Source organism: Allobosea sp. GW823-FHT02B03 (assembly GCF_058797755.1).
Map to the genome: position 1 here is coordinate 226671 of NZ_JBXAJY010000004.1, position 14528 is coordinate 241198.

A 14528-nucleotide genomic window follows, 5' to 3' on the forward strand; every position below is an offset into this window, starting at 1 on the left:
TATCCAAGGACAAGGACTAGGCAATGGCCCGCAAGAAGATCGCCCTCATCGGCGCCGGACAGATCGGCGGCACCCTGGCTCACCTCGCCGGCCTGAAGGAGCTCGGTGACGTCGTCCTGTTCGACATCGCCGAGGGCACGCCGCAGGGCAAGGGTCTCGACATCGCCGAGTCCGCCCCGGTCGACGGCTTCGACGCTGGCTACAAGGGCACGAACTCCTACGAGGACATCAAGGGCGCCGACGTCATCATCGTCACCGCCGGCGTGCCGCGGAAGCCCGGCATGAGCCGCGACGACCTGATCGGGATCAACCTCAAGGTGATGAAGTCGGTCGGCGAGGGCATCAAGCAGTATGCTCCCAAGGCCTTCGTGATCTGCATCACCAACCCGCTCGACGCGATGGTCTGGGCCCTGCAGAAGTTCTCGGGCCTGAAGCCGAACATGATCTGCGGCATGGCCGGCGTGCTCGACTCCGCCCGCTTCCGCCACTTCCTCGCCGATGAGTTCAAGGTCTCGGTCAAGGACGTCTCGGCCTTCGTGCTCGGCGGCCATGGCGACGACATGGTGCCGCTGGTCCGTTATTCCGGCGTCGCCGGCATCCCGCTGCCCGACCTCGTCAAGATGAAGTGGACCACCCAGGAGCGCCTCGACGCCATCGTCGAGCGCACCCGCAAGGGCGGCGGCGAGATCGTCAACCTGCTCAAGACCGGCTCGGCCTTCTACGCCCCGGCCGCCTCGGCGATCGCCATGGCCGAGAGCTACCTCAAGGACCAGAAGCGCGTCCTGCCGGCCGCCGCTGCGCTGAAGGGCCAGTACGGCGTCAAGGACATGTTCGTCGGCGTGCCGGTGGTGATCGGCGCCAAGGGCGTCGAGCGCGTCGTCAAGATCCGCCTCAACGGCGCCGAGAAGGAGATGCTCGGCAAGTCGGTCGCTTCGGTGCAGAGCCTGATCGACGCCTGCAAGGCCATCGATCCGTCACTGGCGTGAGATAGAGCGGGCGGCGAGGCCGAACCTGGCGGATGACGATCTTGCGTCGTCACCCGCCTCTCGGCATTGCCCGCCTGCCATCGTCGCCATCCGACCCTTTCAAACAGGACATCAGGCATGAACATCCACGAATATCAGGGCAAGGCGGTCCTCAAGGAGTTCGGCGCGCCCGTCTCCGCCGGCTTCCCGGCGCTCACGGTGGCGGAAGCCGTCGAGGCGGCCAAGAAGCTGCCCGGCCCGCTCTATGTCGTGAAGAGCCAGATCCATGCCGGCGGCCGCGGCAAGGGCAAGTTCAAGGAGCTGCCCGCCGACGCCAAGGGCGGCGTCCGCCTCGCCAAGTCGGTCGAAGAGGTCGAGGCTCATGCCAAGGAAATGCTCGGCAACACGCTGGTGACGGCGCAGACCGGCGAAGCCGGCAAGCAGGTCAACCGCCTCTACATCGAGGACGGCTCGGACATTGCCAAGGAGTTCTATCTCTCGGCGCTGGTCGACCGCGAGACCTCGCGCGTCGCGTTCGTGGTTTCGACCGAGGGCGGCATGGACATCGAGGCGGTCGCCCATGACACGCCCGAGAAGATCCTGACCTTCTCCGTCGACCCGGCTACCGGCATCATGCCGCATCACGGCCGCACCGTCGCGAAGGCGCTCGGCCTTTCCGGCGACCTCGCCAAGCAGGCGGGCTCCGTGCTCAACCAGATCTACGCCGCCTTCGTCGCCAAGGACATGGCGATGCTCGAGATCAACCCGCTGATCGTGACGACGCAGGGCCAGATCAAGTGCCTCGACGCCAAGGTCTCCTTCGATTCCAACTCGCTCTACCGCCATCCCGAGCTGATGGAACTGCGCGACGAGACGGAAGAGGACGCCAAGGAGATCGAAGCGTCGAAGTATGACCTCGCCTATATCGCGCTCGACGGCACGATCGGCTGCATGGTCAACGGTGCCGGCCTCGCCATGGCGACGCTCGACATCATCCAGCTCTATGGGGAATCGCCCGCGAACTTCCTCGATGTCGGCGGCGGCGCCTCCGAAGAGAAGGTCACGGCGGCCTTCAAGATCATCACCGCCGACCCGAAGGTGAAGGGCATCCTGGTCAACATCTTCGGCGGCATCATGAAGTGCGACGTCATCGCGCGCGGTGTGATCGCAGCGGTCAAGTCGGTCGGGCTCGAGGTGCCGCTGGTGGTGCGCCTCGAAGGCACCAATGTCGAGGAAGGCAAGCAGATCATCCGCGAGTCCGGGCTCAATGTGATCCCGGCTGATGATCTCGACGATGCGGCGCAGAAGATCGTCGCCGCGATCAAGAAGGCTTGAGGAAAACCGATGTCAATCCTGATCGACAAGAACACCAAGGTCATCTGCCAGGGTTTCACCGGCAAGAACGGCACCTTCCATTCCGAGCAGGCGATCGCCTACGGCACCAAGATGGTCGGCGGCACCTCGCCCGGTAAGGGCGGTAGCCTGCATCTCGGTCTGCCGGTCTTCGACACCGTCGCCGAGGCGCGCGAGAAGACCGGGGCCGAGGCTTCGGTCGTCTATGTCCCGCCTCCGGGCGCGGCCGATGCGATCTGCGAGGCGATCGACGCCGAGATCCCGCTGATCATCTGCATCACCGAGGGCATCCCGGTGCTCGACATGGTCCGCGTCAAGCGCTCGCTCTCGGGCTCGAAGTCGCGGCTGATCGGGCCGAACTGCCCGGGCGTCGTCACCGCCGGCGAGTCGAAGATCGGCATCATGCCGGCCAACATCTTCAAGCCGGGCTCGGTCGGCATCGTCTCCCGCTCCGGCACGCTGACCTATGAGGCGGTGTTCCAGACCACGAATGAGGGCCTCGGCCAGTCGACCGCGGTCGGCATCGGCGGCGACCCGGTCAAGGGCACCGAGTTCATCGACATGCTCGAGATGTTCCTCGCAGACGAGAAGACCAAGTCGATCGTGATGATCGGCGAGATCGGCGGCTCGGCCGAAGAGGATGCGGCGCAGTTCATCAAGGACGAGGCTCGCCGCGGCCGCAAGAAGCCGATGGTCGGCTTCATCGCCGGCCGCACGGCGCCTCCGGGCCGCCGCATGGGCCATGCCGGCGCGATCATCTCCGGCGGCAAGGGCGGCGCGGAAGACAAGATCGCTGCCATGGAAGCCGCCGGCATCCGGGTTTCGCCCTCGCCGGCGCGCCTTGGAAAGACCTTGGTGGACGTGTTGAAGGGCTGAGTGTCGCGACAGCCGGCCGGGCAGGGGCCCGGCCGGCAAGTTGCGGCGCTGGAATGACAAGTGATGGGTCGGCGAGGGGCCGATCCGGATGTGCTAGGCAGGAAGAAGGCAGGACGACATGGCTCGCCAGGACATCAACGAGGCTCTCGCGCAGACGGGTTTCCTCTACGGCGGCAACGCGGCCTATATCGAGGATCTCTACGCCCGCTATCAGGCCGACCCGAAGTCGGTCGATGAGCAGTGGCGGGGCTTCTTCGCCGGGCTGAACGACGAGCGCCAGGCGATCATCGACAACGCCAAGGGCGCCTCCTGGAAGAAGCCGAACTGGCCGATCCCGGCCGGCGGCGAGATCGTCTCGGCGCTCGACGGCAACTGGGCCGTGGTCGAGAAGGTGATCGGCGACAAGCTCGGCGCCAAGGCCAAGGCGGCCGGCACGACGCTGTCGGCTTCCGACGTCCAGCAGGCGACGCGCGATTCCGTGCGCGCCATCATGCTGATCCGGGCCTACCGCATGCGCGGCCACCTGCATGCCCAGCTCGACCCGCTCGGGATCGAGGGCATCAAGGACATCGAGGAGCTCTCGCCGGCCGCCTTCGGCTTCACTGAGGCCGATCTCGACCGCAAGATCTTCATCGACAACGTGCTCGGCCTGGAATTCGCCACCATCCGCGAGATGACGGCGATCCTGCAGCGGACCTATTGCGGCACGGTCGGCGTCGAGTTCATGCATATCTCCGACCCCGAGCAGAAGGCCTGGCTGCAGGAACGCATCGAGGGGCCGGACAAGGAGATCGCCTTCACCCGCGAGGGCAAGCGCGCGATCCTGAACAAGCTCGTCGAAGCCGAGGGCTTCGAGAAGTTCCTCGATCTGAAGTTCACCGGCACCAAGCGCTTCGGCCTCGATGGCGGCGAGTCGCTGGTTCCGGCGCTGGAGCAGATCATCAAGCGCGGCGGCGCGCTCGGCGTGCGCGACATCGTCTTCGGCATGGCCCATCGCGGCCGCCTCAACGTGCTGACCCAGGTGCTGGGCAAGCCGCACCGGGCGCTGTTCCACGAGTTCAAGGGCGGCTCCTTCGCGCCCGACGACGTCGAGGGCTCGGGCGACGTCAAGTACCATCTCGGTGCTTCCTCGGACCGCGAGTTCGACGGCAACAACGTCCATATCTCGCTGACCGCGAACCCCTCGCATCTCGAGATCGTCGACCCCGTCGTGCTCGGCAAGGTGCGCGCCAAGCAGGACCAGTTCGGCGACATCGTCGAGCGTTCCAAGGTGCTGCCGCTGCTGATCCATGGCGATGCCGCCTTCGCCGGCCAGGGCGTGGTGGCCGAGTGCCTCGGCCTGTCCGGGCTGAAGGGCCACCGCACCGGCGGCTCGCTGCATTTCATCATCAACAACCAGATCGGCTTCACCACCTATCCGCGCTATTCGCGCTCCTCGCCCTATCCGTCCGATGTGGCGAAGATGGTCGAGGCTCCGGTCTTCCATGTGAACGGCGACGATCCGGAAGCGGTCGTCTTCGCCGCCAAGGTCGCGATCGAGTTCCGGCAGAAGTTCCACAAGCCGGTCGTGATCGACATGTTCTGCTATCGTCGCTTCGGCCACAACGAGGGCGACGAGCCGGGCTTCACCCAGCCGCTGATGTACCGCAAAATCCGCGGCCACAAGTCGACGCTGGAGCTCTACAGCGGCAAGCTCGAAGCCGAGGGCGTGATCCAGCCCGGCGAGCTCGACCAGATGCGCGCGGCCTGGAAGGACAAGCTTGAGGTCGAGTTCGACGCCGGCCAGTCCTTCAAGCCGAACAAGGCCGACTGGCTCGACGGCCGCTGGGCCGGCATGAAGGCGATGCGCGCCGACGAGGACGATCCGCGCCGCGGCGCGACCGGCGTGCCGGCAGCCGTGCTCAAGGAGATCACGCAGAAGATCACCGAGGTCCCGGAAGGCTTCAACGTCCACAAGACGATCCAGCGCTTCCTCGACAACCGCCGCAAGGCGGTCGAGAGCGGGCAGGGGATCGACTGGGCGACGGCGGAGGCGTTGGCCTTCGGTTCGCTGCTGCTCGACGGCAACCCGGTGCGCCTCTCCGGCCAGGATTGCGAGCGCGGCACCTTCTCGCAGCGCCATTCGGTGCTGATCGACCAGGAGACCGAGGCTCGTCACACCTCGCTGAACCATATCCGCGAGGGCCAGTCGCGTTACGAGGTCATCAACTCGATGCTCTCGGAAGAGGCGGTACTCGGCTTCGAGTACGGCTACACCCTGTCGGAGCCGAACGCTCTGACGATGTGGGAGGCGCAGTTCGGCGACTTCGCCAATGGCGCGCAGGTGGTGTTCGACCAGTTCATCTCGTCGGGCGAGCGCAAGTGGCTGCGCATGTCGGGCCTGGTCTGCCTCTTGCCGCATGGCTATGAGGGCCAGGGTCCGGAGCACTCCTCGGCCCGTCTCGAGCGCTTCCTGCAGATGTGCGCCGAGGACAACATGCAGGTCGCGAACTGCTCGACGCCGGCGAGCTATTTTCACATCCTGCGCCGCCAGCTGAAGCGCGACTTCCGCAAGCCGCTGATCCTGATGACGCCGAAGTCGCTGCTGCGTCACAAGCGCTGCGTCTCGACGCTCGACGAACTGGCGGAGGGCTCGACCTTCCACCGCGTGCTGCACGACGATGCCGAGCGCGGCAACTCGACGACCAAGCTGGTCAAGGATTCGAAGATCCGCCGGGTCGTGCTCTGCTCCGGCAAGGTCTATTTCGACCTGCTCGAGGAACGCGAGAAGCGCGGCATCGACGACGTCTACCTGATGCGCGTCGAGCAGCTCTATCCGTTCCCGCTGAAGACGCTGGCGCAGGAGCTGTCGCGCTTCAAGGGCGCCGACGTGGTCTGGTGCCAGGAGGAGCCGAAGAATATGGGCTCCTGGACCTTCGTCGAGCCCTATCTGGAATGGGTGCTGGGCCATGCCGGCTCGAAGTCGAAGCGGCCGCGCTATGTCGGCCGGCCGGCCTCGGCCGCGACGGCGACCGGCCTGATGTCGAAGCATCTCGCCCAGCTCAACGCATTCCTGGATGAGGCCTTCGCGGCCTGATCGCTTCGCTATCGCCGGAGCCCGGTGTTCCCCGAAGACCGCCCCGTCTTTCGGCACCGGGTTCGAGACCAAGACACGAGAAGAGGCCTGACATGGCGACTGAAATCCGCGTACCCACCCTCGGCGAATCCGTTTCCGAGGCGACGATCGGCAAGTGGTTCAAGAAGCCCGGCGAGGCGGTGAAGGCAGACGAGCCCCTGGTCGAGCTCGAGACCGACAAGGTGACCCTCGAGGTCAACGCCCCGGCCGCCGGCGTGCTTGGCGAGATCGTCGCCAAGGAAGGCGAGACGGTCGGCGTCAACGCCCTGCTCGGCTCGATCACCGCCGGTGGTGCTGCCGCGGCTGCGGCGCCGAAGCCGGCCGCAGAGGCTCCGAAGCCGGCTGCCGCCGCGCCCGCACCGGCCGCCTCCGGCGCCGCGACCAAGGCCGCCGATTCCGGCCCGGCCGTCGCCCGCCTTGCTGCCGAGAGCGGCGTCGATCCGTCGAGCGTCGCAGCCTCCGGCAAGGATGGCCGCGTCACCAAGGGTGACATGCTCGCCGCGATCGCGACCGGCCCGGCCGTCGCGGCTTCGGCTCCGGCCGCGCCCGTCCAGATGCGCGCTCCCTCGGCGCCGGACGATGCCTCGCGCGAAGAGCGCGTCAAGATGACCAAGCTGCGCCAGACTATCGCGCGCCGCCTCAAGGAAGCGCAGAATACCGCAGCGATGCTGACCACCTTCAACGAGGTGGACATGTCGGCGGTGATGGCGCTGCGCAACCAGTACAAGGACGTCTTCGAGAAGAAGCACGGCGTGAAGCTCGGCTTCATGGGCTTCTTCGTGAAGGCCTGCGTGCAGGCGCTGAAGGAGATCCCCTCGGTCAACGCCGAGATTGATGGCACCGACATCGTCTACAAGAACTACTACCATGTCGCGGTCGCCGTCGGCACCGACAAGGGCCTGGTGGTTCCGGTGGTGCGCGATGCCGACCAGCTCTCGATCGCCGGCGTCGAGAAGGAGATCGGCGTCCTCGGCAAGAAGGCGCGCGACGGCTCCCTCAAGATCGAGGACATGCAGGGCGGCACCTTCACCATCTCGAATGGTGGCGTGTACGGCTCGCTGATGTCGACGCCGATCCTCAACGCGCCGCAGTCGGCGATCCTCGGCATGCACAAGATCCAGGAGCGGCCGATGGTGGTCGGCGGCCAGATCGTGATCCGGCCGATGATGTATCTGGCGGTCTCCTATGACCACCGCATCATCGACGGCAAGGAGGCCGTGACCTTCCTGGTGCGCATCAAGGAGGCGCTGGAGGACCCGGCGCGTCTCGTCCTCGACCTCTGAGGCTGCCGGTCCATGCTCTCGCTGATCGTCGCGAGTGTCGCTCTGCTCCTCCTCCATATCGGAGCGCAGGCGATCGCGGCGACCAGCGAGCTGGGCTCCGCCTGGAATGTCGGGCCGCGTGACGCGGGCGAGCGGCCGCAAGGTGTCGTTGCCGGGCGGGCCGAGCGGGCGCTGCGCAACTATCTCGAGACCTATCCGGCCTTCGCGGTGCTGGCCGTGGCGCTGATCGCCAGCGGCCGGGCCGATGGCGTCGGCCTGATCGGCGGCGGTCTCTGGCTCGCTGCCCGTATCGTCTACCTGCCGCTCTACCTCGCCGGCGTCCCGTATTGGCGCAGCCTCGTCTGGCTCGCCGCCGCGATCGGCCTGGCGCTGATGGCGGCCCGCCTGCTGGTCTGACCCCGGAAGGAGGAGGGAGCATGGCTTTCGGACCTAACCCACCACCGATCCAGGCGCATATCTGCGTCAAGGGCGGGGACGCGGCGATCGCCTTCTACGAGAAGGCTTTTGGCGCGCAGTGCACCTTCAGGGCGATGGCTGAGGACGGCAAGCGCGTGATGCACGCCAATCTCGCCATGTTCGGCAGCGAGGTGATGCTGCACGACGAATTTCCCGAGTTCGGCGGCGATATCATGGCGCCGAGCTCGCGGAGCGGCGCCAGCATGACGATCAGCATCAACCTGCCGCAGCCCGCCGATGTCGATGCCGCCATCGCCAGGGCAGCTTCTGCGGGCGCCGATGTCGTCATGCCGGCGAGCGATGTGTTCTGGGGCGCCCGCTATGGCCGCTTGCGCGATCCCTTCGGCCATGTCTGGGCCTTCAACGCGCCTCTGGCGCAACAGCAATCGTAAAGTCTGAACGAAAGAGAGACCATGTCCTACGATCTCGTCGTCATCGGAACCGGCCCCGGCGGCTATGTCTGCGCCATCCGCGCCGCCCAGCTCGGCCTCAAGGTCGCGGTGGTCGAGAAGCGCAAGACCCATGGCGGCACCTGCCTGAATGTCGGCTGCATCCCCTCCAAGGCCCTGCTGCACGCTTCTGAGATGTTCGCCGAAGCCGGCCACACCTTCGCCAGTCTCGGCATCGATGTCGGCACGCCCAAGCTCGATCTGAAGCAGATGCTGGTCCACAAGCAGGAGACGGTCGACGCCAACGTCAACGGCGTCGCCTTCCTGCTGAAGAAGAACAAGATCGACCCCTTCCACGGCACCGCCTCGATCCCGGCTGCCGGCAAGGTCGTCGTCACCGCCGAGGACGGCAAGACGCAGGAGCTGACGACCAAGAACATCGTCATCGCCACCGGCTCGGAATCGACGGCGCTGCCGGGCGTCACCACCGACGAGAAGACCATCGTCACCTCGACCGGCGCGCTCGAGCTGACCGCTGTGCCGAAGGAGCTGCTGGTCGTCGGCGCCGGCGTGATCGGGCTCGAGATCGGCTCGGTCTGGGCCCGTCTCGGCGCCAAGGTCACGGTGGTCGAGTATCTCGACCGCATCCTGCCCGGCATGGATGACGAGATCGCCAAGCAGTTCCAGCGCATTCTGCAGAAGCAGGGCTTCGCGTTCCATCTCGGCTCGAAGGTCACCAAGGTCGAGATCGGCAAGAAGGGCGGCGCCACCGTCACGGTCGAGCCGGCCGCCGGCGGCGAGGCCAAGACGCTGAATGCCGACATCGTGCTGGTCGCGATCGGCCGCCGGCCGAACACGGACGGGCTCGGCCTCGACAAGGCCGGTGTCGCGACCGAGCGCGGCCGCGTCGTCATCGACGATCATTTCAAGACCAATGTCGCCGGCATCTACGCGATCGGCGACGTGGTGCGCGGGCCGATGCTGGCGCACAAGGCCGAGGATGAGGGCGTCGCGGTCGCCGAGATCATCGCCGGCAAGCACGGCCATGTGAACTACGACGCCATTCCCGGCATCGTCTACACCGCCCCCGAGGTCGCCGCGCTCGGCAAGACCGAGGAGGAGCTCAAGGCCGCGGGCATCGCCTACAAGGTCGGCAAGTTCCCCTTCACCGCCAATGGCCGGGCCCGCGCCATGCGCCATACCGACGGCTTCGTGAAGGTCCTCGCCGACGCGACGACCGACAAGGTGCTCGGCTGCCACATCATTGGGCCCCATGCCGGCGACCTGATCGCCGAGGTCACGGTGCTGATGGAGTTCGGCGGCTCTGCCGAGGATCTCGCCCGTACCTGCCATGCGCATCCGACGCTGGCCGAGGCGGTCAAGGAAGCGGCGCTCGCCGTCGACAAGCGCCCGATCCATATGTGATTGGCCTCGCTCGCCAAGGGAGCCCGGGCCTGTAGGCTTGGGCAGAACGAAAAACGCCCGGCGAGTAGCCGGGCGTCTTGCTTTCGGGGACGGTCGGAGCAAGGGCGCCTTCTCGTCCTGAGATGGTCGGATCAAGCCCGGCCATGACGGCATTTGCTAGCCACGCCGCGCGTGAAATGCGGTCAGCGTGTTGCGCAGCAGGCAGGCGATGGTCATCGGGCCGACGCCGCCCGGGACAGGCGTGATCGCGCCGGCAACCGTGACCGCCTCGGCGAAGTCGACATCGCCGGCGAGCTTGCCGTCGGGCATGCGGTTGATGCCGACATCGATCACCGTCGCGCCGGGCTTGATCCAGTCTCCCTTGATCATCAGCGGGCGGCCGACCGCGGCGACGACGATATCGGCGCGGCGCACCACCTCGGCGAGGTTGCGGGTGCGCGAATGGGCGATGGTGACTGTGCAGTCGGCCTGAAGCAGGAGCTGCGCGACCGGGCGGCCGACCAGTTCCGAACGGCCGACAACCACGGCATCAAGGCCGGAAAGCGACGGCAGGGTCTGCTTGAGCAGCAGCATGCAGCCGAGCGGCGTGCAGGGCACGAGGCCGTTCTTGCCGCCGGCGAGCAGGCCGGCATTGATCGGGTGCAGGCCGTCGACATCCTTGGCCGGGTCGATCGCGTCGATGATCCGGCCGGTGTCGATATGCTTGGGCAGGGGCAGCTGGACCAGGATACCGTCGACCGCGTCGTCGGCGTTGAGCGCGGCGATCTTGGCGAGCAGCTCGGCCTCTGTCGTCTCGGCGGGCAGGCGGTGGGCGACGGAGTTCATGCCGATCTCGGCCGCGAGCTTCTCCTTGGAGGCGACGTAGACGCGACTCGCCGGATCGTCGCCGACCAGGACGACATGGAGACCGGGCACCAGGCCCTTGGCCGCCTTGATCGCCGCGACCTCTCGGCCGATCCCCGCCCGCAGCTCGGCTGCCGCCGCCTTGCCGTCGATGATGCGCGCTTGTGCCGGCATGTGCTCGTCCTTGCGTTCTCGCGAGCCGTTCTCATGCGCGATTGCTGCAGCGCAAACAAGGCCGCATGACCGGAAGGCCTTGACTTAGTTTGGTCTATGTCAAAATCATGCACGATCCATGATGCATGCCGAGCCCTCATTCCGTAAGCCGTCCCGGGTCGTTCTGGCCGAGCAGGTCTATGAGCTGATCAAGGAACGCATTCTCGACCAGGCCTATGTGCCCGGCGAGCGGCTCAATATCGACGCGCTCGTGCGCGAGTTCGCCGTCAGTTCGACGCCGATCCGCGAGGCTCTGATGCGGCTCGCAGCCGAGGGGCTGGTGCGCGCCGAGCCCTTCATCGGCTTCACGACCGCGCCGGTGCCCGACCAGCGCTATTACGAGGACGTCTACAGTTTCCGCGGCGTGATCGAGCCCTGGGCGGCGGCCGAGGCAGCACGGCGCCAGCCGGCTCCCGAGGCGATCGCCGGGCTGCGCGCGGCGGTCGCGGCGATGATGGCCGGCGAGCCATCGCGCGAATACCGCAGCCATCGCGCTTTCACCGAGGCTGATGACCGGTTCCATCGCATCGTCCTGCAGCTGGCCGGAAACCAGGTCGCGCTGAAGAGCTATGACGATCTGCGTTTCCACCTGCACATTTCGCGCCTCTACCTGACCCGCGAGCAGGATGTCGGCCCGACCCATCGCGAGCACTACGCCATCGTCGATGCGCTCGAGGCCGGCGACCCCGAGGCCGCCGCCGACGCGATGCGCCGGCATCTGCAAGGCTCCTATGAGCGACTGATCAAATAGCCAACCGCCGAGGCCGAAAACGGCCCGGCTTTCGACCCGAGGGAGGGACCGACATGTTGAAACGCATCGCCGCCGCGCTGATCGCCGGCAGCTTCATGATGGGCGCAGCGCAGGCCCAGACGCTGCGCTTCGGCCACGCCAACACCACGAGCGAGATCGCCGGCGAGCTCTTCGCCGAATTCGCCGATCGCGTGAACAAGGGCACCAAGGGCGCGGTCACGGTCCGTGTCTTCCCGGCTGAGCAGCTCGGCAAGGAGATCGACCTCTTCAAACAGGTCAAGGAAGGCGCGCTCGACATCTCGGCGCCCTCCATGGCCGCAGCCTCCTCGCTCGTTCCGGCACTGGAAATCCCGAGCGCGCCCTTCCTCTGGAAGGACTGGAGCGAGGCCGAGGCGATCATCCGCTCCGAAGCCTTCGACCCGATCTTCGACGAGCTGCGCGACAAGCACAACATCGTGCCGGTCAGCCGCATCTGGTACTGGGGCTGGCGCAACATGACGACGCTCGACCGCGCCGTGAAGAAGCCCGAGGACGTGCAGGGGCTGAAGATCCGCGTGCCGGAAAGCCCGGTCTGGGTCGAGATGATCAAGGCCTTCGGCGGCGCGCCGACACCCGTCCCGTTCGGGGAGGTCTACACCGCCCTGCAGCAGAAGACCGTCGACGGCCAGGAGAACCCGATCCCGACGATCTTCTCGCGCAAGTTCTACGAGGTGCAGGGCTATGTCGCGATGACCAAGCACATGCTCCAGAACAACATGATCGTCATCAACAAGGACAGCCTCGCCAAGCTGAAGCCCGAGCATCGCGAGGTGCTGTTCGCGGAAGCCGCCCGCGCCTCGGCGATGAACACCTACCTGCAGCAGAAGCGCGAAGCCTCGATGCTGGAGGACATCCGCAAGTCCGGCCGCTCGAAGATCGTCGAGGACGTCGACCGCGACGCCTTCGCGGCCAAGGCCAAGGTGGTGACGACGGCGATGGAAGGCCGCTGGGGCAAGCCCCATGTCGAGCGCGTGCAGGCGGCGATCGACGCCCAGCGCAAGCGCTGACCCCGCCATGGCGGGCCTTAACCTGATCCGGCGGCTCGACGACTGGTCGAGCCGCCTGGAGAACCTCGCGCTCGCAGCCCTGCACGGCATCATCGCCGCGCTGGTCTGCGCGGCCGTGATCTTCCGCTACGTGCTCAACGATCCACTGACCTGGTCGGAGGAGCTGATCCTCCTGCTCTTCGGCTGGATGATCTTCCTCGGCATCGCCAACGCCTTCCATGCCCGCACGCACATCATCATCGATGTCGTCGTGCTGTTCGCGCCGCGCTGGCTCTGCTTCGCCTTCGGTGTTCTTGCACTGGCGGTGACCGCCGCGGTGCTCGGCGTCCTGACCTGGTATTCCTGGCTCTATCTGCAGCGCGAGATGCCCAATCTCACCCCGATGCTCGGCATTTCCGCCGGCTGGGCGATCGCGCCGCTCTTCATCGGCAGCCTGTTGTCGCTGCTGCATCTCCTGCGCAATCTGATCGACGAGGGCGTCACCGGCGCGCTCTGGTCCGACATCACCACGCGCGAGTGACCCGGCATGGTGCTTGTCCTCCTCCTCACCTTCGCGGCGCTGCTCGTCGTCGGCACGCCGATCTGGATCGCCATGGCGGGCTCGGCCCTGCTCACGATCTTCATGGACGGCGTGCCGCTGACCGTCGCCGCCCAGCGCATGGTCGCCGGCGTCCAGTCCTTCCCGCTGCTGGCGATCCCGCTGTTCACGCTCGCCGGTTCGCTGATGAACGCGTCCGGCATTTCCGAGCGGCTGTTCAGCTTCACCAAGGCGCTGGTCGGCCATATCCGCGGCGGCCCGGCGCATACGCTCGTCGTCGGCGAGGTCTTCCTCTCCGGCATTTCCGGTTCGTCCGTCGCGGACACGGCCGCGGCGGCGCGGGTCTTCGTGCCCCAGCTCGAGAAGATGGGCTATCCCCGCGCCTTCGGCGCGGCGCTCTCGGCGGTCGCCGGCACGCTCGGGCCGATCATCCCGCCCTCGATCCTGATGGTGGTCTATGCCTGGCAGGCGAACGTCTCGCTCGGCCAGCTCTTCGTCGCCGGCATCATCCCCGGGCTGGTCATGGCCGGCTGCATCATGGGAACGATCGCGATTCAGGCGCTGCGACGCGACTTCAGGCCGGCCGGCGCCTTCTCGCTCGCCACCCTCTGGAGCGAGTTCCGCCACGCTTCGCTGGCGCTCCTGATGCCGGTCTTGATCATCGTCGGCTTCCGGGCGGGGCTGTTCACCGCGACCGAGATCGCCGGCGTCGCCGCCGCCTATTCGCTGGTCGTCGGCATGTTCATCTATCGCTCGATCAGGCTCGCCGATCTGCCGGCGATCCTGGTCGGCACGGCGCGCGAGACGGCGGTGATTATCGCCATCGTCGCGGCGGCATCGCCGTTCAGCTGGATCCTCGCGATCGAGCAGGCGCCGCAGCTCGTCACCGACTTCATGACCTCGATCTCCACCGACCCGTTGGTCGTGCTGCTGATCCTGAACATCGCCCTGCTGATCGCCGGCATGTTCATGGAGACGATCGCGATCATGATCATCCTGGTGCCGATCCTGCTGCCGCTTCTGACCTCGCTGCAGATCGACCTCGTGCATTTCGGGATCATCCTGTTGGTCAATCTGGTGATCGGCCAGGTGACGCCGCCGGTCGGCGTGCTCTGCTTCGTCGCCATGGCGATCACCAAGGAGAAGCTCGGGCCGCTGATCCGCGAGCTCTGGCCTTTCCTGATCGCGCTCGTGCTTGCGCTTGCGATCATCACCTATGTCCCGGCCCTGAGCCTCTGGCTCCCCAAGATCGCCGGCTTCTGAAGAGGACACTCC

Annotated in this window: 13 protein-coding genes; 12 read left to right on the forward strand and 1 reads right to left on the reverse strand. The window is 66.6% G+C overall.

Translation table 11 applies throughout. The annotated features are described in order from the left end of the window. Positions 1 to 23: 23 nt before the first annotated feature. The 8 genes from mdh (at position 24) to lpdA (ending at position 9862) form a co-directional block, all read left to right on the forward strand. Entirely contained in the window at positions 24 to 986 is a 963-nt protein-coding gene (gene mdh, locus AC1REK_RS14670; protein WP_066477327.1) for a malate dehydrogenase, read from the forward strand. 117 nt (positions 987 to 1103) lie between these two features. Further along, on the forward strand, positions 1104 to 2300 hold the full coding sequence (gene sucC, locus AC1REK_RS14675; RefSeq protein ID WP_316020819.1) for an ADP-forming succinate--CoA ligase subunit beta: 1197 nt from the start codon (positions 1104 to 1106) through the stop codon (positions 2298 to 2300). A gap of 9 nt (positions 2301 to 2309) precedes the next feature. After that, on the forward strand, positions 2310 to 3194 hold the full coding sequence (sucD, locus tag AC1REK_RS14680) for a succinate--CoA ligase subunit alpha (RefSeq protein WP_492269480.1): 885 nt from the start codon (positions 2310 to 2312) through the stop codon (positions 3192 to 3194). Between the two features lie 118 nt (positions 3195 to 3312). Then, entirely contained in the window at positions 3313 to 6270 is a 2958-nt protein-coding gene (locus AC1REK_RS14685; protein ID WP_316020820.1) for a 2-oxoglutarate dehydrogenase E1 component, read from the forward strand. Positions 6271 to 6362: 92 nt separating this feature from the next. Beyond that, a complete protein-coding gene (odhB, locus tag AC1REK_RS14690) occupies positions 6363 to 7592 on the forward strand; it encodes a 2-oxoglutarate dehydrogenase complex dihydrolipoyllysine-residue succinyltransferase (RefSeq protein ID WP_492269479.1) in 1230 nt (409 codons plus the stop codon). 12 nt (positions 7593 to 7604) lie between these two features. After that, complete coding sequence (locus tag AC1REK_RS14695) at positions 7605 to 7988, forward strand: MAPEG family protein (RefSeq protein ID WP_492269478.1); 384 nt, start codon at positions 7605 to 7607, stop codon at positions 7986 to 7988. A 20-nt stretch (positions 7989 to 8008) separates the two neighbouring features. Continuing rightward, positions 8009 to 8440 (forward strand): VOC family protein, encoded by a 432-nt coding sequence (locus AC1REK_RS14700; RefSeq protein ID WP_492269477.1) that lies wholly within the window; start codon positions 8009 to 8011, stop codon positions 8438 to 8440. A 21-nt stretch (positions 8441 to 8461) separates the two neighbouring features. Continuing rightward, positions 8462 to 9862, forward strand: a complete 1401-nt coding sequence (lpdA, locus tag AC1REK_RS14705; RefSeq protein ID WP_492269476.1) for a dihydrolipoyl dehydrogenase — start codon at positions 8462 to 8464, stop codon at positions 9860 to 9862. 156 nt (positions 9863 to 10018) lie between these two features. Here the strand turns inward: lpdA and folD are convergent, their stop codons facing one another. Further along, positions 10019 to 10879 (reverse strand): bifunctional methylenetetrahydrofolate dehydrogenase/methenyltetrahydrofolate cyclohydrolase FolD, encoded by an 861-nt coding sequence (gene folD, locus AC1REK_RS14710; protein ID WP_492269475.1) that lies wholly within the window; start codon positions 10877 to 10879, stop codon positions 10019 to 10021. Between the two features lie 118 nt (positions 10880 to 10997). On the opposite strand from folD, the gene AC1REK_RS14715 reads away from it, so the two are divergent. The 4 genes from AC1REK_RS14715 to AC1REK_RS14730 are packed head-to-tail and all read left to right on the forward strand — an operon-like array spanning position 10998 to position 14516. After that, positions 10998 to 11669 (forward strand): GntR family transcriptional regulator, encoded by a 672-nt coding sequence (locus AC1REK_RS14715; protein WP_492269474.1) that lies wholly within the window; start codon positions 10998 to 11000, stop codon positions 11667 to 11669. Between the two features lie 53 nt (positions 11670 to 11722). Continuing rightward, the gene (locus AC1REK_RS14720; RefSeq protein WP_327522554.1) at positions 11723 to 12715 is read left to right on the forward strand and encodes a TRAP transporter substrate-binding protein; all 993 of its coding nucleotides are present in this window, start codon (positions 11723 to 11725) and stop codon (positions 12713 to 12715) included. Between the two features lie 7 nt (positions 12716 to 12722). Further along, positions 12723 to 13235, forward strand: coding sequence for a TRAP transporter small permease (locus AC1REK_RS14725; protein ID WP_492269473.1), 513 nt, complete (start codon positions 12723 to 12725; stop codon positions 13233 to 13235). A gap of 6 nt (positions 13236 to 13241) precedes the next feature. Beyond that, entirely contained in the window at positions 13242 to 14516 is a 1275-nt protein-coding gene (locus AC1REK_RS14730) for a TRAP transporter large permease (protein ID WP_492269472.1), read from the forward strand. Positions 14517 to 14528 lie beyond the last annotated feature (12 nt).